Here is a 22,649-nt window from a genome sequence, read left to right on the forward strand (position 1 = left end):
CGTGGCGAACACCTCAGGTATACCGTTCGTTGACGATATGCACGTGAATTTTCCGGTTCTTCCAGAACATGTCCTGGACGCGCGGCAGCAGGATGCGCAGCGCTTCCGGCGGCGCATCCCTGAACGTCAGCAGCACCGCGGGCCGCGAACCGTCGCCAGGCAAGTGTTCGATCTCGTCGAATGGCGGAAATCCGTACTTGACGAGGAATGCCTTGATGTCGTCGTCGCTGGTGCCTGCTTCCACATTTCCCATCACCAAGTCAGCCATGGCATATCCCCGTCAGGCCATGATGTGGACACCACCATCGACGTACATGGTTTCTCCGGACAGCCGCCTGGCATAGGGCGTGGCCAGGAAGGCGCAGGTGAAACCGACGTCCATGATGTCGACCAGCTCGCCGAGCGGCGCACGCTCGGCCGCGTCCGCCAGCAAGAGGTCGAAGTCCTTCAGGCCGGAACCGGCGCGCGTCTTGAGCGGGCCCGGCGACACCGCATGCACCCGGATACGCTTCGGGCCGAGTTCGTAGGCCAGATAACGCGCGCACGCTTCCAGGGCAGCCTTGACCGGTCCCATCAGGTTGTAATTGGCGACCACCTTGTTGGCGCCGTGGTAGCTCATCGTGAACATGGCGCCGCCGTCCTTCATCAAGGGGGCAGCCTGGCGCGCCATGCGCACGAAGGAGTGACAGGAGATGTCCATCGCCTGGCCGAAGCCCTCGGCGCTGCTGTCGAGCAGCCCGCCCTGCAGGTCTTGTTTCGGCGCCCAGGCGATCGAATGCACGAACAGGTCGAGCCGCCCCCATTGCCGTTCGATCTCGCCGAACACGGCCTGGATGTCTTCCGGCCTGGTGACGTCGAGCGGCATGAAGATCGGCGCGCCCAGTTCGCGCGCCAGCGGCTCGACATAGGTCCTGGTCTTTTCGCCGGTATAGGTGATGGCGAGCTCGGCGCCGAGCTCGCGGAACGCCTTGGCGCATCCATACGCAATCGAATGCTCGTTGGCGATCCCTGAGACCAGGGCCTTCTTGCCCTCCAATATCGGGCGGTGGCGTACATTCGTCATGACGAAGCTCCTTCGATTGGGTTGATTCCTGTTAGTAACCCTCGATCCGCATTTGCGCCACCTGGCCCGGCACCACCAGCTCGGCCTCGGTGGCGGCGAGCACCTGCTCCACCCCGACGCCGGGCGCCGTTTCCAGCAGGGTGGCGCGGCCGCCATCGAAGCCGATGACCGCCAGTTCCGTCACCAGCAGGTCGATCGTGCGCAATGAGGTCAGCGGCAGCGAGCATTGCCGCACGATCTTCGGCTTGCCCCTGGCGGTATGCTGCATGGCGACGATCACGCGTCTGGCGCCGGTAACCAGGTCCATCGCGCCGCCCATGCCGGGCACCATCTTCCCGGGAATCATCCAGTTGGCCAGCAAGCCTTGCTGGTCGACCTGCAGGCCGCCCAGCACCGTCAGGTCCAGGTGCCCGCCCCGGATCAGGCCGAACGAGACCGCGCTGTCGAAGGTCGCCGCGCCGGGCAAGGCCGTGACCGGCTGGCCGGCGGCATCGGTCAGATACGGCTGCGCCAGTCCATCCTCTGGAATCGGCCCCGTACCCACCAGGCCGTTCTCGGACTGGAAGTAGATGTGCATCCCGGGCGGGACGTAGTTGGCGACCAAGGTCGGAATGCCGACGCCGAGGTTGGCCAGCATCCCCGGGCGCAATTCCTGGGCAATCCGTTTGGCGATCAGGGTGGGAGCGTCCATGGTGCGGCCTTCCTCGTCAGTCACCTGTGGGCCACGAGGTAATCGACCAGCACCGCCGGCGTCATCACATGGTCAGGCGAGATCATCCCTACCGGGACGATATTGGCGGCATCCACGATCACGGTCCTGGCCGCCATCGCGATCACGGGATTGAAATTGCGGGCAGTCAGGGCGTAGACCAGGTTACCCTCGTAATCGGCAAGAAAGGATTCGACCAGGGCGAAATCGGCCCCGAGCGCCGTCTCCAGCAGATAAGGCGCGCCGTCGACCTCGATCTTGCGCTTGCCCTCTTCGACCGCAGTGCCGACGCCGGTCGGGGTCAGGACGCCGCCCAGCCCGTAGCCGGCGGCGCGAAGCCGCTCGATCAGGGTGCCCTGCGGCACCAGTTCGACCTCGATGTCGCCGGCGATCATCTTTTGCTGGGTTTCCGGATTGAGCCCGATATGGCTGACGATCGCCTTGCGCACGGCCCCGGCCGTGACCAGCTTGCCGATGCCGCGGCCCGGGGCCGCGGTGTCGTTGGCGATCACGGTCAGCTCGCGCTTGCCCTGGCGCGCCAGTTCGTCCATCACCCGTTCCGGCGTGCCGACGCCCATGAAGCCGCCAATCATGAGGCTGGCCCCGTCCGGGATCATGGCGACCGAGTCCTCCAGGCTGACCGTTTTCATGCGGCCGTCCTCACGACTGCTCTTGTGTGCCGCGCGATCATCAGTTCTTCATTGGTCGGAATCACCCATGCCGAAACTTTGCTGCGCGCCGTGCTGATGCGCGGCCCTCCCGCGGCATTGGCGGCCGGCTCGAGTTCGACGCCGAGCCAGCGCGCCGCACGGCAGACCCGTTCGCGGATCAGCGCCGAATGCTCGCCGATGCCGGCCGTGAACACCAGGGCGTCGGCGCCCTCGGTGGCGGCCGCCAGCGAGCCGAGCTCGCGACCGATGCGGTAGACGAACAGGTCGACCGCAAAGCGCGCCCGCGCATCGTCGCTGTCCAGCAAGGTCCGCATATCGCTCGAGATGCCCGACACGCCGAGCAGGCCCGACTGCTTGTAGATCAGGTCTTCGATGGCGCGCGCATCCATCTTGAGGTAATCCAACAGGAACAGCACCACGCCCGGATCCAGGTTGCCGCAGCGCGTACCCATCGGCAAGCCGTCGACGGCGGTGAATCCCATGGTGCTGGCCACGCTCTTGCCTCCCGCCAGCGCGCACAGGCTCGAACCGTTGCCCAGGTGCGCCACCAGGGCGGCGCGGGCGGCGCCCAGCTCCGGATAGGCCGGCAGCACCGACGCGATGTATTCGTAGGAGAGGCCATGGAAGCCGTAGCGCCGCACCCCCAGCCTGGTGATGCTGTCCGGCAGCGCGTAGGCCTGGGCCACCTCGGGCTGCGCGCGGTGGAAGGCGGTATCGAAGCAGGCCACTTGCGGCAAGTCCGGCCGCGCATCAAACAGGGTGCGGATCGGCGCCAGGTTGTGCGGCTGGTGCAGGGGCGCGAGCGGCGTCAAGCGGTCGAGCGCCTCGATCACGGCCGGGGTGACACGCGCCGCCTCGGTGAACTGCACGCCGCCATGCACGACGCGGTGGCCGACCGCCACCAGCCGGTGGCCCGCGCGGTGGCTGCGCAGGAAGTCGCCGATGTAGTCGGTCGCCTCCTGGTGGCCGAGCGCGGCGCCGGGCTCCCAGCGCCGCTCGCCGATCAGCGCGCCCCCGGCATCCTTGGCGCTGAATTTCGCGGCGCTGACTTTCCCCCCGATACTCAGTCCCTCGACCTGGCCATGGAGGACGAGTTCGGGTTCGGCCGGGCCGGCGTCGAAGGCGCGGAACTTGATGCTCGACGAGCCGGCGTTAAGTACCAGGATGAGGTCGGCCATGGCATCACCTCACCGGCTGGCCGCTCTCGCGACGCGCCTTGGCCACCAGCGTGGCCACCGCGCACGAGGCCAGCCGGGTCACCATCGAGTCGGCGCGGCTGGTCAGGATGATCGGCACCTTCGCCCCGAGGACGATGCCGGCCGCGTCGGCGCCGGCCAGGAAGGACAGGCTCTTGGCCAGCATATTGCCGGCCTCGAGATCGGGCACCAGCAGCACGTTGGCGCGCCCGGCGACGGGCGAATCGATCTTCTTGATCTTCGCCGCATCCGGGTCGATCGCGTTGTCCAGCGCCAGCGGGCCGTCGACCAGGGCGCCGCTGATCTGGTGGCGGTCGACCATCTTGCACAGCGCCGCGGCCTCGACCGTGGAAGGCACTTTCGGGTTGACCGTTTCCATCGCCGACAGCACCGCCACCCGCACTTCCCTGAACTGCAGGGCGTGCGCAAGGTCGATCGCGTTCTGCAGGATGTCCATCTTTTCTTCCAGCGTCGGCGCGATGTTCACGGCGGCGTCGCTGATGATCAGCGCATCGGGATACCCGGGCACGTCCATGACGAAACAATGGCTGACGCGGCGCGCGGTGCGCAGTCCGGTTTCGCGCTTGACCACCGCCCCCATCAGCTCATCGGTATGCAGGCTGCCCTTCATCAAGGCTTCGGCCTTGCCCTCGCGGACCAGCTCGACGGCGGCCGCCGCCGCGGCATGGCTGTGGGCCGCCTCGACGATAGTCACGTCGCCGATCCGCAAGCCGTTTTCATGCGCGACCGCTTCGATCCGTTCGCGCGGCCCGACCAGCACCGGCGCAATCAGCCCGATCCGCGCCGCTTCCAGCGCGCCCTCGAGCGAACTTTTATCGCAGGGATGGGCAACGGCAGTCGGCATCGGCGCCAGCTCCTTGCAATAGTCGATCAGCCGTCGGTATTTCTCGTGCTTCGGTTCCATATCGTGTCCTTTCAATGCAGGCGCGCCGAGCTCGGCGTTTCCGGGACTGGCGGGAGGGTGGGCGGGTGCGCGGGCGGATGGCCGGCGCCGCGGCCAGGTTTGCTGCCGGCTTTGCTGCCTGGCTCGCCGCTGAGCAGCGCGTGCAGCCGCTCCACCATGGCCAGCTGGGCGCCGGTCGCCGGCAGCGCCTGCACCCGCTCGTCCGCCATCAGTTTGTCGATGAGCGTCAGCAGCCGCTCGCGATCGCCCCGGTCTCGCAGCAGGATAGGTAAGGTAGCGATCGCTTGCTCCGGTTCAAAACGGGTGATGATCTCCTGCTCGCCGCGCATGCGGCGCCATTGTTCGAGCGGTATGTCCGGCAAATACTCGGCATAGGCTTGCGCCAGTTCCTTGCGCTTGACCAGGCGCGACAGCGGCAGCAGTTCGCCCTGTTGGGCGCGCAGGCTGGCCAGGCGCGCGAAGGCCTCGGCATAGCCGCCCTCGGCGATCGACTCCAGCGCTTCCCGGACGAAGGGCAGCGCACGCACACCGGTCGCCTCCGGACCCGGCTGCGCCTGCGGTTTATCTTCCATGTAAAGCGAATACATATTCGCGTATACGCTGAAGAAGCTCGCTTCGGTGTTGGCGTCGCGCACGGCGCGGTACAGGTCCAGCGACGAGCTGACCAGCTCGGCGCCGGCGTTTTCCAGGCGTCGCCACGGATCGCTCTCGTCGAGCGGCTGGCGGTGCGCCCTGGCTGCCTGCGCTGCGGGCAGGAGCCACGCCATCCAGGGGTTCCGGCTCGACAGCGCCCAATTCTGGACGCGCAAGGGGTGGAAGGCGCGCAGCAGCCGTGCGCTCAGGTCGCTGGACATGGCCCTCACCCATGGTTGCACGAACAGTTCGTAGCCACGCTGGTTGAAATCGGACAGCGCCGCCACCGCTTCGAACGGCCGCTCGTCGACCCGATTGAAGCGATTGAACTGTGCGCTGGTCTCCTCGAGCCGGCGTTCGTGCAAGGTGACGTCGTACTGGGCCTGTCCAGCGGCATCCTTGTCCGGGAGTTCAGTGATCTGCATGCCGTACAGGCCTGGCGGCAGCAACTCGACGACATCGAGCACCGATACCAGCTGCGTATATTCCTTCTTCGCCACCTTGCCGGAAACAAAAATGCCAAGATGACCGATGGTCTGGTGCAGCAGGCCGACGATCACCTGGCCGCGCGCCTTGATTTCTTCGGTACTGCCATAGATGTCGGCTACCCAGTTGAACGCCTGCTGCGGCGGGGTGATGTTGTCACCCATCGACGCGAACAGGACGATCGGCATCTCGATCGCGCGCAGGTCGAAGGCCTGGCCGTTGGCGCCCTTGACGTCGCCGGACCACAGCTTGTTGCCGACGAACAGGTTGCGGGTGATGAATTCGATCTCTTCACGATTGAGCAGGTAATAGGTGCCCCACCAGCGCTCGAAATCCAGATAGCGCGCCGGTTCGGTGTCGGCATGCCGGTACACCTTGTAATACTTGTCCCAGAGCGAGTTGGCCGGATTCAGATTCTCGAAGTTCTGTACCAGGTGCGCGCCGTCGAAGACGCCATTGCCCAGGTCGGCGACGAACGAGGACAGCCAGGTGCCGCCCAGCATGCCGCCGGCATAGCGCATCGGATTGTCGCCCTCGCCTTCGTTCCAGGCCCCGCTCACATACGACATCGGCGCCCCGTTGATGAGGAGCGGTCCGGTATCGTCGGGGCTGGATGCGGCCAGCATCATCGCCGCCCAGCCCCCCTGGCAGTTCCCGATGATGGCCGGCTTTTCGCTTGACGGGTGCAGCGCGCGCACGTGCTTGACGAATTGCTCCTCGGCGCTGCACACATCGAGCATCGTCTGTCCGGGTTCGGGGTCGCGAAAGAAGCTCACGAAGTACACCGGATGGCCGGCGCGCATCGCCACGCCGGCCTGCGAATCGTCCTTGAAGCCGCCGATGCCGGGGCCATGGCCCGCGCGGGGATCGATGATGAGATAAGGACGCTTCGCGGGATCGATCGCGACGCCTGCCGGTGGCGTGATCCGCAACAGCGCGTAGTTGACCGGCCGTGCGAAGCTGCGCCCGTCGAGGATGGTCTCGTAGCTAAAATGCAGCACCGGCTCGGGACCGCGCGAGGCACGCTCGATGAAGTTGTCGCCGCGCTGGCGCAAGGTATCCCAGAACAGGATGGAACGCTGGAAGGCATCGATCGCATAGTGCTGATACGACCCGGGATTGAACGCGGCCATCCATCCGGCGCTTCCGTCCGGCGCCCCCTCGCCCGCTGCCTCGCTGAGCGCTGCCGCCGTACGCCCGCTGAACTGCTCCAGCGCGGTTTTCAAGCGCCTTTGATGGAGTTGACTGAGCTTGGCGCCGATCTCATGGCTCCGAGCAAGGTGCTTATTGTCCATGAACGAACCTCGATGGGGAAGAACGCTGCCGTCAGGAGGCGGATATGCGCTTCACATGTTCCGCTGCGGCCTCCATTGTCTACCCATTAGGCCAGGCCGCAATCAGACCAAGGTCCAACCTCGGCATGGGGTCAGTGCGAATGCGAAGAGGCGCCGGCTGTCCAGCCGGGCGATGTAGAGAGAAGGATTGAGGCCGGCTTAGGCGTCGACCGCGACGCTCTGCGCCCAGGCCAGCGCCGACAGGTGGGCCTGGTTGACTTCGGATGGCGTGATCGCGAGCGTATCGGCCAGCGACGCCACCAGGTTCGAGTTGAGCTCGCAGGCTTCGGCCAGCGCCAGGTAGGGGCCATACGGCCCTTCGCGCCGCGTCAGCGCCTGCACCACCCCGTCGGGCAGCTGGATAGTCTCGAGCACCTGCTGCATGCTCAGCCCCAGCAGCCGGTCGAGCAGCGAAAACATGCCGGCCACGAACAGGTTCTCGGCCTCGCTCTTACCCAGGTATTTTTGCCCCAGCAGCTCGGCCAGGCGGCCGCGCACCACGGCGGTCTCCATCAGCACCGGCGAATAGCCGCTCGCGCTGGCCGTGGCCAGCAGCAGCACCAGCCAGCGGTACAGCGGCGCATAGCCCAGCAGCGAGATCGCCTGGCGCAGCGACTGCACTTCGCGCCCGGCGCCGAAGCCCGCGGTATTGATGTAGCGCAGCAGCTTATAGGTCAGGGCGGGGTCGCGTTTCAGCACGCTTTCGAGCTTGGGCACGTCCTCGTTGTTCTGCACCAGCTGCATCAGTTGGAGGATGATGCTCTGGGTCGGGTTCATGCCCTTGACCGGGTTGCCCGGCCGCGGCGTCAGGTGCAGCTTGCCGACGAAGGCGTCGAGCCCGAGCGCGGCGCAGGCGTCGAAGTCGGCCCAGGTGCCTACCGGCCGCCCCACCATGCGCAGCGCCGAATGCTTGGCGGCGGCATAGCTGCGGGCCTGGTCGGCCACGTTGGCGCCGGTGAAGCGCACCTCGAGGTAGGAGGCATACGGCGACAGGTTGCGCCCCAGCAGATTGATGTCGCAGCCGCGGATCGCCACGCCGACGCCACCCGCGCGCACGGCCTGCACGGCCGAGCGCACGTCGAGGTCGGTCAGCTGGCGGATGTCGAAGGTGAGCACGGTGCGTTCCGGCGGCAGTGCGTGCAAGGCGTCGAGCGACAGCATGCCCGGCACCGCGTCGAGGAACAGGATCTTGTCGCGCAGCAGCCAGCCATGGTCGTCATGGTTAACGTGCTCGGCGACGAAACCGACCAGCCCTTCCAGGTCCTGGTCGGTGGGAATGCGTCCGTCGTGCTGCTGCCACGACAGTTCATAGCCGAGCACACGCTGCCTGGGGTCAAGCAGCGGTTCGCGGACGATGAAGTTGGTGCGATGCATGAAGGCGCCGTAAGTGAGTGACCGGCGAAATGCGCGGCGCCGGCTTAGAACCCGAGGCTGTCGAGCAGATCGTCGACCTGGCCCTGGTTGGCCACGACTTCGGTGCCGGTTGGCTTGATTTGCGGGCCGTTCAACAGACCGTTGTCGAGCTCGCGCTTGATCTCGCTCGGGGCGAAATCGATCAGCACCTGCACCAGCTGCTTCTCGAGGTTCTGCGCGATGCCCGTGATGCGGCCGATCACCTGGCCGGTCAGGTCCTGGAAGTCCTGGGCCATCATGATGTTCATCAACTCGCTGCGGGTGGCAACTGCCCCCGCCGCCGACTCGTTCATGCTGGAAATCGTGCGCTGGGCCATCTCGCGCCATTCGGCCTCGGTCGCGCCCTTGTCCAGCAGCGCCTGCCAGCCTTTGGTGAGCTCGTCCGAGCGGGTCTCGATCGCGTCTTGCAGAGGGCCGGCCGCATCGGTCGCGTCCAGCACCTTCTTGGCAGCCTGTTCCGACAGGCGCGCCACGTAATCGAGGCGGTCGCGCGCATCGGGGATGTCGCTCGCCGCCTTTTCGATCAGCTTGTCGAGCCCCAGCCCGCGCAGGTTTTCGTGCAGCGCACGGGTCATCAGGCCGACCCGCTTGAGCACCTCTTCATGCGAAGAGGCCGCGCCGGCCTCGGGCGCCGAGTTCATCTCACCCATTTCAGGCTCCGGCTTTATCCAGTTTCTCGAAGATCTTGTTCAGCTTCTCGTCGAGGGTCGCGGCCGTGAAGGGCTTGACCACGTAGCCGCTGGCGCCGGCCTGGGCGGCGGCGATGATGTTCTCTTTCTTCGCTTCCGCGGTCACCATCAGCACCGGCAGCTTGGCCAGCGCGGGATCGGCACGGATGTTTTGCAGCATGGTCAGGCCGTCCATATTCGGCATGTTCCAGTCCGACACCACGAAGTCGAACGATTCGCTGCGCAGCTTGGCCAGCGCCATCACGCCGTCTTCTGCCTCGTCGACGTTGGCATAACCCAGTTCTTTCAACAGATTTCGCACGATGCGGCGCATCGTCGAGAAATCGTCAACAACCAGGAAACGCATCTTTGGATCAGCCATGAATAACTCCGTTTGAATCTTATACTGTGGTTTGTTGGGTGAGCTGCCCTGGTGGGCGAGATAACAGGCTCAAGAATAGCATTTTTGTTGCCTTACGGCGATAAAATAGCCCCTAAAGCATGTCTCCAGCTCTAATTCGGATCAAACACGCAACGCCCGGCCGCCCTGCGCCGCCAGATGTTCGAGCACCATGCGCGGCAATGCCTGCAAAGGGCCGACGTCGTGGGCGGCGCCCAGCGCGATCGCTTCGCGCGGCATGCCGAACACGACGCAGCTGGCTTCATCCTGCGCGAAGTTGTGGGCGCCAGCCTGGCGCATCTCGAGCATGCCGGCCGCGCCGTCCTTGCCCATGCCGGTCAGGATAACACCAACGGCGTTTTTACCGGCCGCCTGCGCGGCGGAGCGAAACAGCACGTCGACCGAGGGACGGTGGCGGTTGACCGGTGGCGACTGCTCGATGCGGGTCATGTAGTTGGCCCCCGAGCGCGTCAGCAGCAGGTGCGAATGGCCCGGCGCGATATAGGCGTGGCCGGGCAGCACCCGCTCGTTGCCGGCGGACTCGACCACGCTGATCTTGCACAGCGAATCCAGGCGCTTGGCGAAGGAGCTCGTAAACCCCTCCGGCATGTGCTGGGCAATCAGGATGCCCGGGCAGTCGGACGGCATCTGCATCAGGAATTCGCGGATCGCTTCGGTGCCGCCGGTCGAGGCCCCGATGATGATCAGTTTTTCGGAAGAAATCAGGGGGCTCCTCAAGGCCGACAGCGGTGCGCTGGCGACCTGCGGCGTGCGCGAACGCGGCGCGATGCGCGCGCGCGCGGCGGCGCGGATCTTGTCGGCGATCATGTCCGCATACTCGCGCATGCCGGTCTGGATCGAGATCTTCGGCTTGGTCACGAAGTCCACCGCACCCAGTTCGAGCGCGCGCATCGTGATTTCCGAGCCGCGCTCGGTCAGCGACGACACCATCAGCACCGGCATCGGGCGCAGGCGCATCAGCTTTTCCAGGAAGTCGAGGCCGTCCATCTTGGGCATCTCGACGTCCAGGGTCAGGACATCGGGGTTATGCTTTTTGATTAATTCGCGCGCGACCAGCGGATCGGGCGCGGTGGCGACCACTTCGAGGTCGGGCTGGGAATTGACGATCTCGCTCATCACGCTGCGGATCAGCGCGGAGTCGTCGACGATCAGCACCTTGGTCTTCATGTGTTTCCCTTTCAACTAACTGATCAGAACAGGTCGATGGCGCCACCGACGGGTTCGACCTTGAGTCGCTTGGCGTAGTCGAGCTCGCGCTTCGCCAGCGTATCGTTCTGGGTTTGCATCAGTTTCTTGACCAACACCTTGCCCGTGCGCGGGAAGAAAAACACCTTGCGCGGGTAGATGTCGTTCAGGTCTTCGGCCAGCACCGGGATGCGTTCGGTCTTGAGGAACTGCATCACGAAGGCGGCGTTACGCTCGCCGACGTTCATCGCGGTAAAGCCGCGCAGCACGGCGCCGCCGCCGAACACTTTTGCTTCCAGGTGTTCGCGGCGGGCCCCGGCCTTGAGCAGGTCATTGATCAGGATCTCCATCGCGAACGAGCCGTAGCGCATCGAGGCCGAGACCGGGTTGCTGCCGGCGTCGGCGCCGCCGTCGGGCAGCATGAAGTGGTTCATGCCGCCCAGGCCGGTCAGGCGGTCGCGAATGCAGGCCGAGACGCAGGAGCCGAGCACGGTCGCGATCAGCATGTCCTTATTGGTATAGAAATACTCGCCCGGCAGGATCTTGGCCGCGTCGACATTGAAGGTGCGGTCGTGATAGAGGTTGGTGGCGAACTGGTTGTTCATGGTCGTCTTACGCTTCAGGCACTGCGCCCATCGAGTTCATACACCGTCTTGCCGCGCAGGCGCAGCGCATCCGACACGTACAGGAAGTTCTCGGAGTGGCCGGCGAACAGCAGCGCGTGCGGCTTCATCAGCGGCACGAAGCGGCTCAGGATCTTGCGCTGCGTCGGCTTGTCGAAATAAATCATCACGTTGCGGCAGAAGATGGCGTCGAACTGCCCTTCCAGCGGCCAGCCGTCGGCCAGCAGGTTCAGCTGCTTGAAGGTGACGAGGTTGCGCAGCTCGGGGCGCACGCGCGCCATGCCTTCGTGGGCGCCCTTCCCTTTCAGGAAGAAGCGGCGCAGGCGCTCCGGCGACGTCTTGTCGAGCCGCTCCATCGGGTACACGCCATTCGAGGCCGTGGTCAGCACATTGGTGTCGATGTCGGTGGCGACGATCTGCACCGGCGGCGTGAGCGTATTGAAGGCCTCGCAGGCCGTCATCGCGATCGAGTACGGCTCTTCGCCGGTCGACGCCGCCGAGCACCAGATCGTGAGCGGGCGCGTGTCTTTCTTGCGTACCGCGATCAGATGATCGAGCAATAGCGGGAAGTGATGCGCCTCGCGGAAGAACGAGGTCAGGTTGGTCGTCAGCGCATTGGTGAACGACTCCCACTCGCGGTCCATGCGGCCCGCTTCCAGGTCGTCCAGGTAGGTGGCGAACGACTGGATGCCGGTCGCGCGCAGGCGCCGCGCCAGGCGGCTGTAGACCATTTCCTGCTTGCTGTCGGCCAGCGAAATGCCGGCGCGCTGGTGGATCAGCGCGCGTACCCGTTCGAAGTCACGGCGCGTGAAGTCGAATTCCTTGACCGTTTCTGTTTTCTGCTGCGGCACGTTTGTTGCCTTCTGAATGCTGGTTGGTCCGCGCCACGATTGGCGCGGTCCGATGTGGATGCTGCGTGCCGCTGCTTTGCAGCTGCTTGATTATGCAGCCAGCTTGTCGATCAGGCCCATCTCGCCCGAGGACATCAGCTTGTCGATGTCGACCAGGATCAGCATGCGCTCGTCGACCGTGCCCAGGCCGATCATGTAGTCGGAATTGAAGGCGGTGCCCATCTCTGGCGCCGGCTTGATCTGGTCTGGCGTCAGGGTGGTGACGTCGGACACGCTGTCGACCACCATGCCCATGATGCGGCCGCCGATGTTCAGGATGATCACGACAGTGAACTGGTCGTACACCGGGGTGCCCAGGTTGAACTTGATGCGCATGTCGACCACCGGGATGATGATGCCACGCAGGTTGATCACGCCCTTGATGAATTCAGGTGCGTTGGCGATGCGGGTCACCGCTTCGTAGCCGCGGATTTCCTGCACTTTCAGGATGTCGATGCCGTATTCTTCCGAGCCGAGGGTAAAGGCCAGGAATTCGTTGCCGGCGCCGTCGTTCGCGGTCCCGTCAGCCGAGGTGGTGTTTGCCAGGTTGGACATGGGATTTCCTTCTTATTGAGTAAAAATTGATGGAACGACGGGATCGTCGGCCAACTGACGCGACGAGCGCACCAGCGCCGCCACGTCGAGGATCAGGGCGACGCCGCCGTCGCCCATGATGGTTGCGCCGGAGATCCCGGCCACTTTGCGGTAATTCGCTTCCAGGTTCTTGACCACCACCTGCTGCTGGCCCACCAGTTCGTCCACGAACAGCGCCGCCTTCTTGCCTTCGGTCTCGAGGATGACGACGATGCCGTCGCTCGGCTCGCGGTGACGCGGCTCGATGTCGAACATCTGGTGCAGCGGGATCAGGGGCAGGTATTCGCCGCGCACTTTCAGCACGCGCCCGCGTCCCGCGATATCGCGCACGTCTTCGGGCGCCGGCTGCAGCGACTCGACCACGAAGGACAGCGGCAGGATATAGACTTCTTCGCCGCTCCTGATCGACATGCCGTCCAGGATCGCCAGGGTCAGGGGCAGCGAGATCGAGATCGTGGTGCCGAAACCGGCCGCCGAACGGATGTCGACGGTGCCGCCCATGGCGGTGATATTGCGCTTGACGACGTCCATGCCGACCCCGCGGCCGGAGACGTCGGTGACCACTTCGGCGGTCGAGAAGCCCGGCGCGAAGATCAGCTGCCAGACTTCCGAATCGCTCATGGTGTCGGACACGGCCAGGCCGTTCGAGGCCGCCTTGGCCAGGATCTTCTCGCGATTCAGGCCACCGCCGTCGTCCGCCACTTCGATCACGATGTGGCCGCCCTGGTGGCCGGCCGACAGGAACAGGCGCCCTGCTTCCGATTTACCCGCCGCGACGCGCGCGGCCGGCATCTCGACACCGTGGTCGATCGAGTTGCGCACCAGGTGCGTCAAGGGATCGACGATGCGCTCGATCAGGCCTTTATCCAGTTCGGTGGCGGCGCCGTGGGTGATGAAATCGACTTTCTTGCCGAGTTTACCGGCCAGGTCGCGCACCATGCGCGGGAAGCGCGAGAACACGAAGTCCATCGGCATCATGCGGATCGACATCACGGCCTCTTGCAGCTCGCGCGTGTTGCGGCCCAGCTGGCTCACCGACGACATCAGGCGTTCGTGCAGGATCGGGTCGAGCACGGTGCTGCGCTGCTCGAGCATGGCGTTGGTGATCACCAGTTCGCCGATCAGGTTGATCAGCTGGTCGACCTTCTCCACCGAGACCCGGATCGACGACGATTCGGACTGAGCGTCCTTCTTGGCGGCCTTTTTCTCGGCGCTCAGTTCGGCCAGGTGCTCGACCACGTTCTGGGCCTGCACCGACATCGCCGCCACCGGCTCGGGCGCACTGGCCACGATGCCGGCCGCGGCGCGGATCTGCTCGATCGGCTGGAAGAAACCGTAACCGAGATCGTCGTCCGACAGCTCGCCGCCGGCGGGCGCGACGTCGTCATCGGGGCCGAAGAAACCGTAGCCCTGCGCATCCTCGATGCGCTTGCGCTCGGCCGCCTCGATCGCGCGCTGCTCGGGCGTGAGCGCCGGCGCCTCGAAGATCCTCAGGTCGTCCGGGTCGAGCACGAAGGAGCAGATCGCGATGATGTCGTCCAGGCTCTCGTGGGTGGTGATGACCAGCGCCGTGCGCCCGCCCTCGAGCGGCGCCACCGAGACGCGGCCCATCAGCCCCAGTTCATCGACCAGGGCGTTGATGTCGCGCTGGGCGACTTCGGGCAGCTCGATCTTGTAGCGGTGCGCGCCTTCGGTAGAGTGTTCGGTGCGCGCCTGGGCCGTCAGGTAGGACGGCGCCACCACCGGCGCGGCCGGCACCAGGCCCTCGGCCAGGTCGTGCAGGGCCATGCGCACGTTGGCGATGGCTTCATTGTCCACGGTCGCGCCATGGCGGTGGCCGTCGAGCTGCATCTTGAGCCCGTCCTTGGCCGCCAGGAAGGCGTCCACGTGGTTCGAGGTCAGCGCCATCTCGCCCTTGCGGATACGGTCCAGCAGCGACTCCAGCACGTGGGTCACGTCGCACATATCGGTCAGGCCGAAGGTCGATGCGCCGCCCTTGACCGAGTGGGCGGTGCGGAAGATCGCGTTCAGGTCTTCCGCATCGGGCGCGGCGACGTCGACGCCCAGCAGCAGGCGTTCCATTTCGGCGAGCAGTTCCTCTGCTTCGTCGAAAAAGACCTGGTAGAACTGGCTGATGTCGATGGTCATAAGACTGTCCGCTCGAATGAAAGCAGGGTCAGGGCGTGGCGCATGGCGTCAGCCGATCACTTTTTTGACCACCTCGATCAGGCGCTGCGGATCGAAGGGCTTGACCAGCCAGCCGTTGGCGCCGGCGGCGCGGCCTTTGTTCTTCATCTCGTCCGACGACTCGGTGGTGAGCATCAGGATCGGGGTCTTGGCGTAGCCCGGCAAGGTGCGCAGGGTCTTGATCAGCTGCAGGCCGTCCATCTTCGGCATGTTCTGGTCGGTCAGCACCAGGTCGACGTTCTGCAGCTTCGCCTTTTCCAGGCCATCCTGGCCGTCCACGGCCTCCACCACGTTGTAGCCCGCCGCCTTCAGGCTGAACGCCACCATCTGGCGCAGCGAACTGGAATCGTCGACCGCGAGAATCGTTTTTGCCATTCTTTTTGCTCCTGCTATTTTGTATCCGGCTTCATGCCGGTTGAATTGTTCGGTAGATGCGCTCAGAGCAAAGCTCAGAACAGCTCGACGTCGCCGCTTTCCAGGTGCTTCTGCTCGACCGAGCGGCGCAGCATGCTGCGCAGTTCGAGCGACTGGATCGCCAGCGCCATGCTGACCTTGCCGAGCCGATCGACGATCTCGTCGCTGTCGGTCTCGGGCGCGATATCGGCGCCATGCTCGCTGAGCGTGCCCAAAAAGTCGCGCAAGCCCGCCACGCGTCGCAGTGTACGTTCAATCAGTTGCGCCGTCATGTCCTGGAACTGCATGCTGGTGATCGCCGTGTTCACGTGCGCGCCCACTTCGCCCGACATCGACGACAGCAAAGCACGGTCTTCCGGCGTCGGCGCACCGCCCTCCAGCAGCCGCTCGATCGCTTCCTGGCGCGCCCCGACCGCCGTGTGCACTGCCATGAAGCTGGCGGTGAGCTTGTCGATCGCCTCTTCCAGCAGCAGTTCGGTCTGCAGCAGGTCGGTCTCGACCTCGGTCAGGTGGCGCCGCCCGTGCATGGACACGCCCGACAGCAGGCGCTTCACATGCGATCCCAATATTTTTTTTCTTGTCATTTCACTCTCTCCAGTCCTGCCGGGCCTATTTTTTTACTGCTTCCAGCGTGGCGGTGGCCGCCGCTTCGGCATCCTCCGCCGGCACGTCCAATGTCGCCGCGTCGCGCCGCACCGCGTCTTCGGTGCGCTTGTTCATGACGATGATGCTGATGCGGCGGTTGACCGGGTTGAACGGGTCCTTCGCATCGAGGTGGGCGGCCGAGGCCAGTCCTACCACGCGCAGCACCTTGTCGTCCTGCAGGCCGCCCAGCACCATCTCGCGGCGCGAGGCGTTGGCGCGGTCGGCCGACAGTTCCCAGTTGCTGTAGCCCGATTCGCTGTAATACGGCGTCGAATCCGTATGCCCCGAAATCCCCAGCTTGTTCGGCACCTCGTTGAGCACCATGCCGATGATGTGCAGGATTTCCTTGGTATATGGCTGCAGCTCGGCCTTGGCCAGCGCGAACATCGGGCGGTTCTTCTCGTCCACGATCTGGATCCGCAGGCCTTCGCTGGTGATGTCGAGCAGCAGCTGGTTCTGGTACTTCTTGAGCATCGGGTTGACCTCGATGGCCGACTCGATGCGCGACTTGAGCATTTGCAGTCGCTGTCCTTCTTCGCGCGCCAGCGCGGCCTTGGCCGCCTGCAGGTCGTAGGTCTTCTTCTCGGGCGGCGAATCGCCGCGCTTGACCTGGCCGGCGGTGCGGGTCAGGTCTTCGCCGCCGCCCTTGATGACCGACGACGAGTCGCCCGAACCGGAGCCGCCCGCCATCGCCACCTTCAGCGGCGTCTTGAAGTATTCCGAAATGCCGACCAGGTCGCCCTTGGCGGTCGAGCCCAGCAGCCACATGAGCAGGAAGAACGCCATCATCGCAGTCACGAAGTCGGCGTAGGCAATCTTCCAGGCGCCGCCGTGGTGGCCGCCGGCCACCTTCTTGATGCGCTTGACGACGATGGGCCGCGCGTTGTCGTCAGCCATGCGCGCCTCCCTTCGTGCAGCCGGGGGTGAAGTCGAATGCGGTCATCGCGGCTTATTTCTTCTTCTTGATGTGCTCTTCGAGCTCGGCAAAGGTCGGACGCTCGGTCGAGTACAGCACCTTGCGGCCAAATTCGACGGCCAGCGCCGGCGCATAGCCGTTCAGGCTCGCCAGCAGCGTGACTTTCACGCACTGGAACATCTTGGTCGATTCTTCGAGCTTCTGTTCCAGCACGGTGGCCAGCGGCGAGACGAAGGCGTAGGCCAGCAGGATGCCCAGGAAGGTACCGACCAGCGCCTTCGCGATCAGGATCCCCAGCTCGGCCGGCGGCAGGCCGACCGATTCCATGGTGTGCACCACGCCCATCACCGCCGCCACGATACCGAAGGCCGGCAGGCCGTCGCCGATCTTGGCGATCACGTGGGCCGGGATCGCGCCTTCGTGGTGGTGGGTCTCGATCTCGTTGTCCATCAGGTTTTCGATCTGCATCGCGTCCATATTCCCCGACACCATCAGGCGCAGGTAATCGGTCATGAATTCGATGATGTGGTGGTCGGCCACCACCGCCGGGTATTTGGAGAACAGCGGCGACGAATCCGGCGCTTCGATATCGCCCTCGATCGACATCAGGCCTTCCTTGCGCACCTTCGACAGCACGTCGAATTGCAGGGCCATCAGCTCCATATACATGTCCTTCGTATACTTGGAACCCTTGAAGATGCTCGGGAAGGCCTTCAGCGTGGCCTTGATCGCCTTGCCGTTGTTACCGACGAAGAAGGCGCCAAAGGCGGCGCCGCCGATCATCAACAGCTCGATCGGCTGCCACAGCGATGCCAGGTGACCGCCGGCGAGCGCAAACCCGCCGAACACGCAGGCGCAAACAATGATGTAACCAACAATCACTAACAAGGGATTTAGCTCCAGAAAAGCCTGTTCCGACCTCGTCCTGAGGACCCGAAACCGGTAATTTCAGAAAAAGTTTATTCAGGGAACTACTCTAGCTGGAGAATGGCCCACGAGCAAGAAAAACTCCCTGAATACTCACCATTTGTCGCCTAAAAGTCCCACATATACAGCGCCGGTCCTTGCCTCGCTGGATGGATGACGCGGCTCGGCGGCCGGTCTTCGATGACGAATTCGTAACTGAAAAGCGTCGAACCGGGCCGCATCTCGCGCGCGGCCTTGCGCCACAGCGCGCTCATCGCGGCGGGCGACAGATAGGCAAACACGGCGTCGTAGTCGCCGAGGTCGAGTTTTTCGTAGTCGCCGCGGATAAAACGCGCGCGGCTACGGGTGGCCAGCGCCCGCACATGGCTGGCCAGCCACGGCAGCGGCGCCAGCTCGATCCCCTCGATGCGTGACTCCGGCCGGCGCCGCTGCAGCTCGAGCACCAGGCCGCCGATGCCGCTGCCGATGTCGATCACGCGCACTGGCCGCTCTTGCGGCAGCGCGGCCGCCACCGCCTCCCACACCTTGCGCCCGGACGGGTAGTAAGGCACCTGGGTGCGGTAGGTCGACCAGTACAGTAGTAACAGGAACAGGAAAACGGCGAGAAAGACGGTCGGCGGAATCGCCAGCTGGCTGGCGCCCAGCAGCGCCAGCGGAAAACCGAACTGGATCGCGCGCCACCAGCTGGCCAGGCCGCGCCACCAGGACAGCAGCGCGGCCAGCACGCCCTGCACCAGGGCGACGTGCCAATACGACAAGACCAGGCCGTTGCTGGCGAGGAGGTAGACGATGGCGAGCGTGAGTGGAAAGGCGGCGACCTGGATCAGGAGCGCCCGGACCGCGGGAAAGCGGAACAGACGTGGCGCCAAGTCAGGCGCCGGTGGCGGCGTCGCCGGCAGCGTCGGCCGCATCGGCAACGGCGCGCTCGGCCGCTTCGCGGGCATCCTTGGCCTTGCGGGTCTTGCCGGCGCGCGAAGGCATGTGGCACAGGCCGCACAGGTAGTCGGCGTTCAGGTCGAGGGCGTTGACGATGAATTTGCCCTGGCAGCGGCTGCACGGAGCCAGCAGCAGCATGCCGCTCTGGAAGAAACGCACCAGGGTCCAGGCGCGCGTGAGCGACAGCAGCGGTTCTTCGCCCGGCGCCGGCGGCATTTGTTCGAGGTAGAGCTTATAGGCCTTCATGACGGCCTGGATGCCGGAGGCACCGGCATGCTCCACCAGGAACTGGTGGATGTTCATGAACAGCGAGGAGTGGATGTTCGGTTGCCAGGTCAGGAACCAGTCGGTGGAGAACGGGAGCATGCCCTTGGGTGGAGAGACACCCTTGAGCTCCTTGTACAGTTTGAGCAAGCGTTCACGCGACAGCGAGACCTCGGTCTCCAGCAACTGCAGGCGTGCGCCCAGGTTGATCAGTTCGATCGCGAGCTGGATTTCCTGCGCTTCGGTTACGACGCTTTTTTTGCTCATGCACTGCTCCCGGCCTGTTCCAAGGCGGCCGTAAAGTGGCCGCTGGCAGGGATTATACGATCTCTTCGACCGGCTGGCCTGCCATCAGGATGGCAGCGTGCGATTGCGCCAGGCTGCGTTCCTTGGTGTGGCTGGTCAGCATGCCCAGGATCGCGGTGTCGTCGAAGCGGAAGCGGGCCAGCATCATGTTGCCGCCGGCGAGCTTCAGGATCTGGGCATTGCTCATGCCTTCGATCAGGTCGGCGATCTCGGCCGACACGCCCAGGCGGAAGATGGCGGTGACTTTGTCGGCACGAATCATCTGCTGGGCCAGCATCAGGTAGCTCAGGTTTGCGTCGCGAATCTCAGCCATCATGTCGTTCATCGTCATCTTCTCTCTCCGTTGGTTGTTTCGGCGTTGTTTTGTGTTGCCGACGAGATAGATTCTGACTGTGAGGAAACTTTTCAGGAATTGGACAAAACCTGTATTTAAGGTAGGCGAACAACGAGGGAGAGCCGTAGGAGTTTGTCTGACAAACGCCTCTGACTCCCTATGAAAACCCACCAGAAAAGAGGGCTGAAACGGCGCCGGGAAGCACCTTGATTTGGGTCTACGCCAGCCGGCAGCTGTCGCAGATTCACTACAGGTTTTGCTGAATTTACTCACGGAAACTCGGAAATTTCCGCTTTACCGCCTGTGCATGTGTTGCTTTTATGCACTTCACTCATCCATTAACGGCAGCCTTCAGCCGGACTTTAGGGTTTTTTGAAAATATTTTTCAATATTTTTTCGACGCCTTTCTGCCCTTCTGACTCGTTATCGGACAGCTCATCAGGAACTTTAGGGTTGGACGCAAAATAATTTCAACATTTTTTCGTCAATACAACGAATGTCGTAAAGGCAACATTCGGGTGTCGATAGACGATGGAACTTGCTACACTGCCGACCTGCACGCATTCTTCAAGCGTCAACTATCTATATATGGGACCGGCATGACCGCACCAACCACCACCCGCGCCGACTGCCTGGCGCTCGATGCACGCGACCCGCTGGCCGCGCTGCGCACCCGTTTCGACCTGCCCGAGGGCGTCATCTACCTGGACGGCAACTCGCTCGGCGCCCGTCCCCGCGCCGCCCTGGCCCGCGCCCAGGACGTGGTGGCGCGCGAATGGGGAACCGACCTGATCAAGAGCTGGAACACGGCCGGCTGGTTCGACATGCCGAAACGCCTGGGCGACCGCCTGGCCCCGCTGCTCGGCGCCGGCCCCGGCGAAGTGGCCGTTACCGACACCACCTCGCTCAATCTGTTCAAGGCGCTGGCCGCCGCCCTGCGCATCCAGTCGGAGGGCGCCAGCGCCGGCCGCCGCGGTGGCGACCGCCGCACCATCGTCACCGAACGCAGCAACTTCCCGACCGATATCTATATGGCCGAAGGCCTCTCCCGCTGGCTGGAGCGCGGCTACCGGGTGCGCCTGGTCGACAGCGTGGACGAGATTCCGGCCGCACTCGATGCCGACTGCGCGGTGCTGATGCTCACCCACGTCAACTACCGCACCGGCTACCAGCACGATATGGCCTCGCTGACCCGCCTGGCGCACGAAGCCGGCGCGCTGGCGGTGTGGGACCTGGCCCATTCGGCCGGCGCGGTACCGGTCGACCTGCAGGCGGCCGATGCCGACTTCGCCGTCGGCTGCACCTATAAATACCTGAACGGCGGACCGGGCGCCCCGGCCTTCATCTGGGTGCCGCAAAAACACCAGGCGCGATTCGACCATCCGCTCTCTGGCTGGTGGGGCCACGCCAGCCCGTTCGCGATGGCGCCCGCCTTCGCCCCGGTGGCCGGCATCGGCCGCGCCCTGTGCGGCACCCAACCCATCATCTCGCTGGCGCTGGTCGAGTGCGGCCTGGAGATCTTCGAGGCGACCGACATGGCCGCGGTGCGCGCCAAGTCGCTGCAACTGACCGACCTGTTCATCGACCTGGTCGAGCGCCGCTGTACCGGCCATCCGCTGGGCCTGGTGACGCCGCGCGAACATGCGCGCCGCGGCAGCCAGGTGAGCTTCACCCACCCGCACGGCTATGCGGTGATGGCGGCCCTGATCGCGCGCGGCGTGATCGGCGACTACCGCGAGCCCGAGATCATGCGCTTCGGCTTCACGCCGCTGTACACCAGCTTCGCCGACATCTGGGATGCGGTCGAGATCCTGAAGGACATCCTGGACCGCAACGACTACGACGTCAGCGCCGCCCGCGGCCTCGTTACCTGATTGGGCACCGACATGAAGAAAGAACAGAACGAGGGCCAGCCGGCCGAATGGCACGGCGCCAAAATGGACCTCAAGGAAGCCATGAGCTATGGCGACTACCTGGGCCTGGACCAGATCCTGAACGCCCAGCATCCGCGCTCGCCCAACCACAACGAGCTGCTGTTCATCGTCCAGCACCAGACCAGCGAGCTGTGGATCAAGCTGATGCTGCACGAACTGCAGGCGGTGCGGCGCCACATCCGCGAAGGCAACCTGCCGCCCGCCTTCAAGATGCTGGCGCGGGTGGCGCGCATCATGGACCAGCTGGTGCACGCCTGGGACGTGCTGGCCACCATGACCCCGCCCGAATACACGGCGATCCGCCCCTACCTGGGCGCCTCGTCGGGCTTCCAGTCGTTCCAGTACCGCGAACTGGAATTCATCCTCGGGAACAAGAACGCGGCGCTGCTGGCGGTGCACGAGAAGTCGCCCGACGCCCACGCCCTGCTGGCGCGCGAACTGGCCCTGCCCTCGATCTACGACGAAGCGGTGATGCTGCTGGCGCGCAGCGGCCTCGATATCGACCCGGCGCGGATCGACGCCGACTGGACCGGGCCGACCCGCGCCGACGACTCGGTCAAGGCGGCCTGGCTGCAGGTGTATGGCGACACCGAACGCCACTGGGCGCTGTACGAGCTGGCCGAGAAGCTGGTCGACCTCGAGACGGCATTCCGCTTCTGGCGCTTCCGCCACGTGAGCACGGTCGAGCGCATCATCGGCTTCAAGACCGGCACCGGCGGCACCGCCGGCGTGAGCTACCTGCGCAAGATGCTGGACGTGGTGCTGTTCCCGGAGCTGTTCGCGCTGCGCACCGAGCTGTAAGGCGGCCAGGCGGCCAGGCGGCCAGGCGGCCAGGCGGCGCATTCTGCTCGTGGCCCGCGCCACTTGTACGTCGTTCCCGCGCAGGCGCTAGGCTAAGTCCACATCTGTGCAAGCTTCCAGCCTTGCATCATGCTGCCGAAGCGTTCGAGTCCGTGCCGCATCGTGATGGGGCCT

The 22,649-nt window shown here is 64.7% G+C and carries 24 protein-coding genes; 2 read left to right on the forward strand and 22 right to left on the reverse strand.

Features of this window, described 5'->3' with window-relative positions; translation table 11 throughout:
• Positions 1-13: 13 nt before the first annotated feature.
• From SOM61_RS17020 to flhD, 22 genes are all read right to left on the reverse strand, one after another.
• A complete protein-coding gene (locus SOM61_RS17020) occupies positions 14-268 on the reverse strand; it encodes an RNA-binding protein (protein ID WP_320475169.1) in 255 nt (84 codons plus the stop codon).
• Between the two features lie 12 nt (positions 269-280).
• Positions 281-1,063 carry an enoyl-ACP reductase FabI gene (gene fabI, locus SOM61_RS17025; protein WP_320475170.1) on the reverse strand — a complete coding sequence of 261 codons (783 nt, stop codon included), beginning with the start codon at positions 1,061-1,063 and terminating at the stop codon, positions 281-283.
• Between the two features lie 31 nt (positions 1,064-1,094).
• A complete protein-coding gene (locus SOM61_RS17030) occupies positions 1,095-1,754 on the reverse strand; it encodes a 3-oxoacid CoA-transferase subunit B (RefSeq protein WP_320475171.1) in 660 nt (219 codons plus the stop codon).
• 20 nt (positions 1,755-1,774) lie between these two features.
• The gene (locus SOM61_RS17035) at positions 1,775-2,422 is read right to left on the reverse strand and encodes a CoA transferase subunit A (protein WP_320475172.1); all 648 of its coding nucleotides are present in this window, start codon (positions 2,420-2,422) and stop codon (positions 1,775-1,777) included.
• Complete coding sequence (locus SOM61_RS17040; RefSeq protein WP_320475173.1) at positions 2,419-3,621, reverse strand: acetate/propionate family kinase; 1,203 nt, start codon at positions 3,619-3,621, stop codon at positions 2,419-2,421. The genes SOM61_RS17035 and SOM61_RS17040 overlap by 4 nt, the downstream gene beginning before the upstream one ends.
• A gap of 4 nt (positions 3,622-3,625) precedes the next feature.
• A complete protein-coding gene (locus tag SOM61_RS17045; RefSeq protein WP_320475174.1) occupies positions 3,626-4,564 on the reverse strand; it encodes a phosphate acetyltransferase in 939 nt (312 codons plus the stop codon).
• An 11-nt stretch (positions 4,565-4,575) separates the two neighbouring features.
• Entirely contained in the window at positions 4,576-6,978 is a 2,403-nt protein-coding gene (locus tag SOM61_RS17050; RefSeq protein WP_320475175.1) for a DUF3141 domain-containing protein, read from the reverse strand.
• A gap of 198 nt (positions 6,979-7,176) precedes the next feature.
• Positions 7,177-8,391, reverse strand: coding sequence for an EAL and HDOD domain-containing protein (locus SOM61_RS17055; protein WP_320475176.1), 1,215 nt, complete (start codon positions 8,389-8,391; stop codon positions 7,177-7,179).
• 44 nt (positions 8,392-8,435) lie between these two features.
• Positions 8,436-9,080, reverse strand: coding sequence for a protein phosphatase CheZ (gene cheZ, locus SOM61_RS17060; protein WP_320475177.1), 645 nt, complete (start codon positions 9,078-9,080; stop codon positions 8,436-8,438).
• Between the two features lies 1 nt (position 9,081).
• On the reverse strand, positions 9,082-9,480 hold the full coding sequence (gene cheY, locus SOM61_RS17065; protein ID WP_005666673.1) for a chemotaxis response regulator CheY: 399 nt from the start codon (positions 9,478-9,480) through the stop codon (positions 9,082-9,084).
• A gap of 141 nt (positions 9,481-9,621) precedes the next feature.
• Positions 9,622-10,686 carry a protein-glutamate methylesterase/protein-glutamine glutaminase gene (locus tag SOM61_RS17070; protein ID WP_320475178.1) on the reverse strand — a complete coding sequence of 355 codons (1,065 nt, stop codon included), beginning with the start codon at positions 10,684-10,686 and terminating at the stop codon, positions 9,622-9,624.
• A 23-nt stretch (positions 10,687-10,709) separates the two neighbouring features.
• A complete protein-coding gene (gene cheD, locus SOM61_RS17075; protein WP_147934842.1) occupies positions 10,710-11,309 on the reverse strand; it encodes a chemoreceptor glutamine deamidase CheD in 600 nt (199 codons plus the stop codon).
• Positions 11,310-11,323: 14 nt separating this feature from the next.
• Positions 11,324-12,178: a CheR family methyltransferase gene (locus tag SOM61_RS17080; protein ID WP_320475179.1), complete on the reverse strand. Its 855-nt coding sequence runs from the start codon at positions 12,176-12,178 to the stop codon at positions 11,324-11,326.
• A 90-nt stretch (positions 12,179-12,268) separates the two neighbouring features.
• The gene (locus SOM61_RS17085) at positions 12,269-12,772 is read right to left on the reverse strand and encodes a chemotaxis protein CheW (protein WP_071362121.1); all 504 of its coding nucleotides are present in this window, start codon (positions 12,770-12,772) and stop codon (positions 12,269-12,271) included.
• Between the two features lie 12 nt (positions 12,773-12,784).
• Positions 12,785-14,959 (reverse strand): chemotaxis protein CheA, encoded by a 2,175-nt coding sequence (cheA, locus tag SOM61_RS17090; protein WP_320475180.1) that lies wholly within the window; start codon positions 14,957-14,959, stop codon positions 12,785-12,787.
• 48 nt (positions 14,960-15,007) lie between these two features.
• Entirely contained in the window at positions 15,008-15,373 is a 366-nt protein-coding gene (locus SOM61_RS17095; protein ID WP_320475181.1) for a response regulator, read from the reverse strand.
• A 74-nt stretch (positions 15,374-15,447) separates the two neighbouring features.
• A complete protein-coding gene (locus SOM61_RS17100) occupies positions 15,448-15,996 on the reverse strand; it encodes a chemotaxis protein (RefSeq protein ID WP_320475182.1) in 549 nt (182 codons plus the stop codon).
• Between the two features lie 25 nt (positions 15,997-16,021).
• The gene (gene motB, locus SOM61_RS17105; RefSeq protein ID WP_320475183.1) at positions 16,022-16,954 is read right to left on the reverse strand and encodes a flagellar motor protein MotB; all 933 of its coding nucleotides are present in this window, start codon (positions 16,952-16,954) and stop codon (positions 16,022-16,024) included.
• A 52-nt stretch (positions 16,955-17,006) separates the two neighbouring features.
• On the reverse strand, positions 17,007-17,861 hold the full coding sequence (motA, locus tag SOM61_RS17110; protein ID WP_320475184.1) for a flagellar motor stator protein MotA: 855 nt from the start codon (positions 17,859-17,861) through the stop codon (positions 17,007-17,009).
• 146 nt (positions 17,862-18,007) lie between these two features.
• On the reverse strand, positions 18,008-18,811 hold the full coding sequence (locus SOM61_RS17115) for a class I SAM-dependent methyltransferase (protein ID WP_320475185.1): 804 nt from the start codon (positions 18,809-18,811) through the stop codon (positions 18,008-18,010).
• Positions 18,771-19,367 (reverse strand): flagellar transcriptional regulator FlhC, encoded by a 597-nt coding sequence (gene flhC / locus SOM61_RS17120; protein ID WP_320475186.1) that lies wholly within the window; start codon positions 19,365-19,367, stop codon positions 18,771-18,773. Before flhC ends, SOM61_RS17115 begins: the two co-directional genes overlap by 41 nt.
• Positions 19,368-19,419: 52 nt before the next feature.
• Complete coding sequence (flhD, locus tag SOM61_RS17125; RefSeq protein WP_005666655.1) at positions 19,420-19,737, reverse strand: flagellar transcriptional regulator FlhD; 318 nt, start codon at positions 19,735-19,737, stop codon at positions 19,420-19,422.
• A 602-nt stretch (positions 19,738-20,339) separates the two neighbouring features.
• Between flhD and kynU the strand changes: the two genes are divergently transcribed.
• Both kynU and kynA read left to right on the forward strand, forming a co-directional pair.
• Entirely contained in the window at positions 20,340-21,614 is a 1,275-nt protein-coding gene (gene kynU, locus SOM61_RS17130) for a kynureninase (RefSeq protein ID WP_320475187.1), read from the forward strand.
• Between the two features lie 12 nt (positions 21,615-21,626).
• Positions 21,627-22,475, forward strand: a complete 849-nt coding sequence (kynA, locus tag SOM61_RS17135) for a tryptophan 2,3-dioxygenase (RefSeq protein WP_320475188.1) — start codon at positions 21,627-21,629, stop codon at positions 22,473-22,475.
• The last annotated feature ends 174 nt before the right edge of the window (positions 22,476-22,649 follow it).

It is taken from the genome of Massilia sp. CFBP9012, from assembly GCF_034045115.1.
Classification (GTDB): Bacteria; Pseudomonadota; Gammaproteobacteria; order Burkholderiales; family Burkholderiaceae_D; genus Telluria.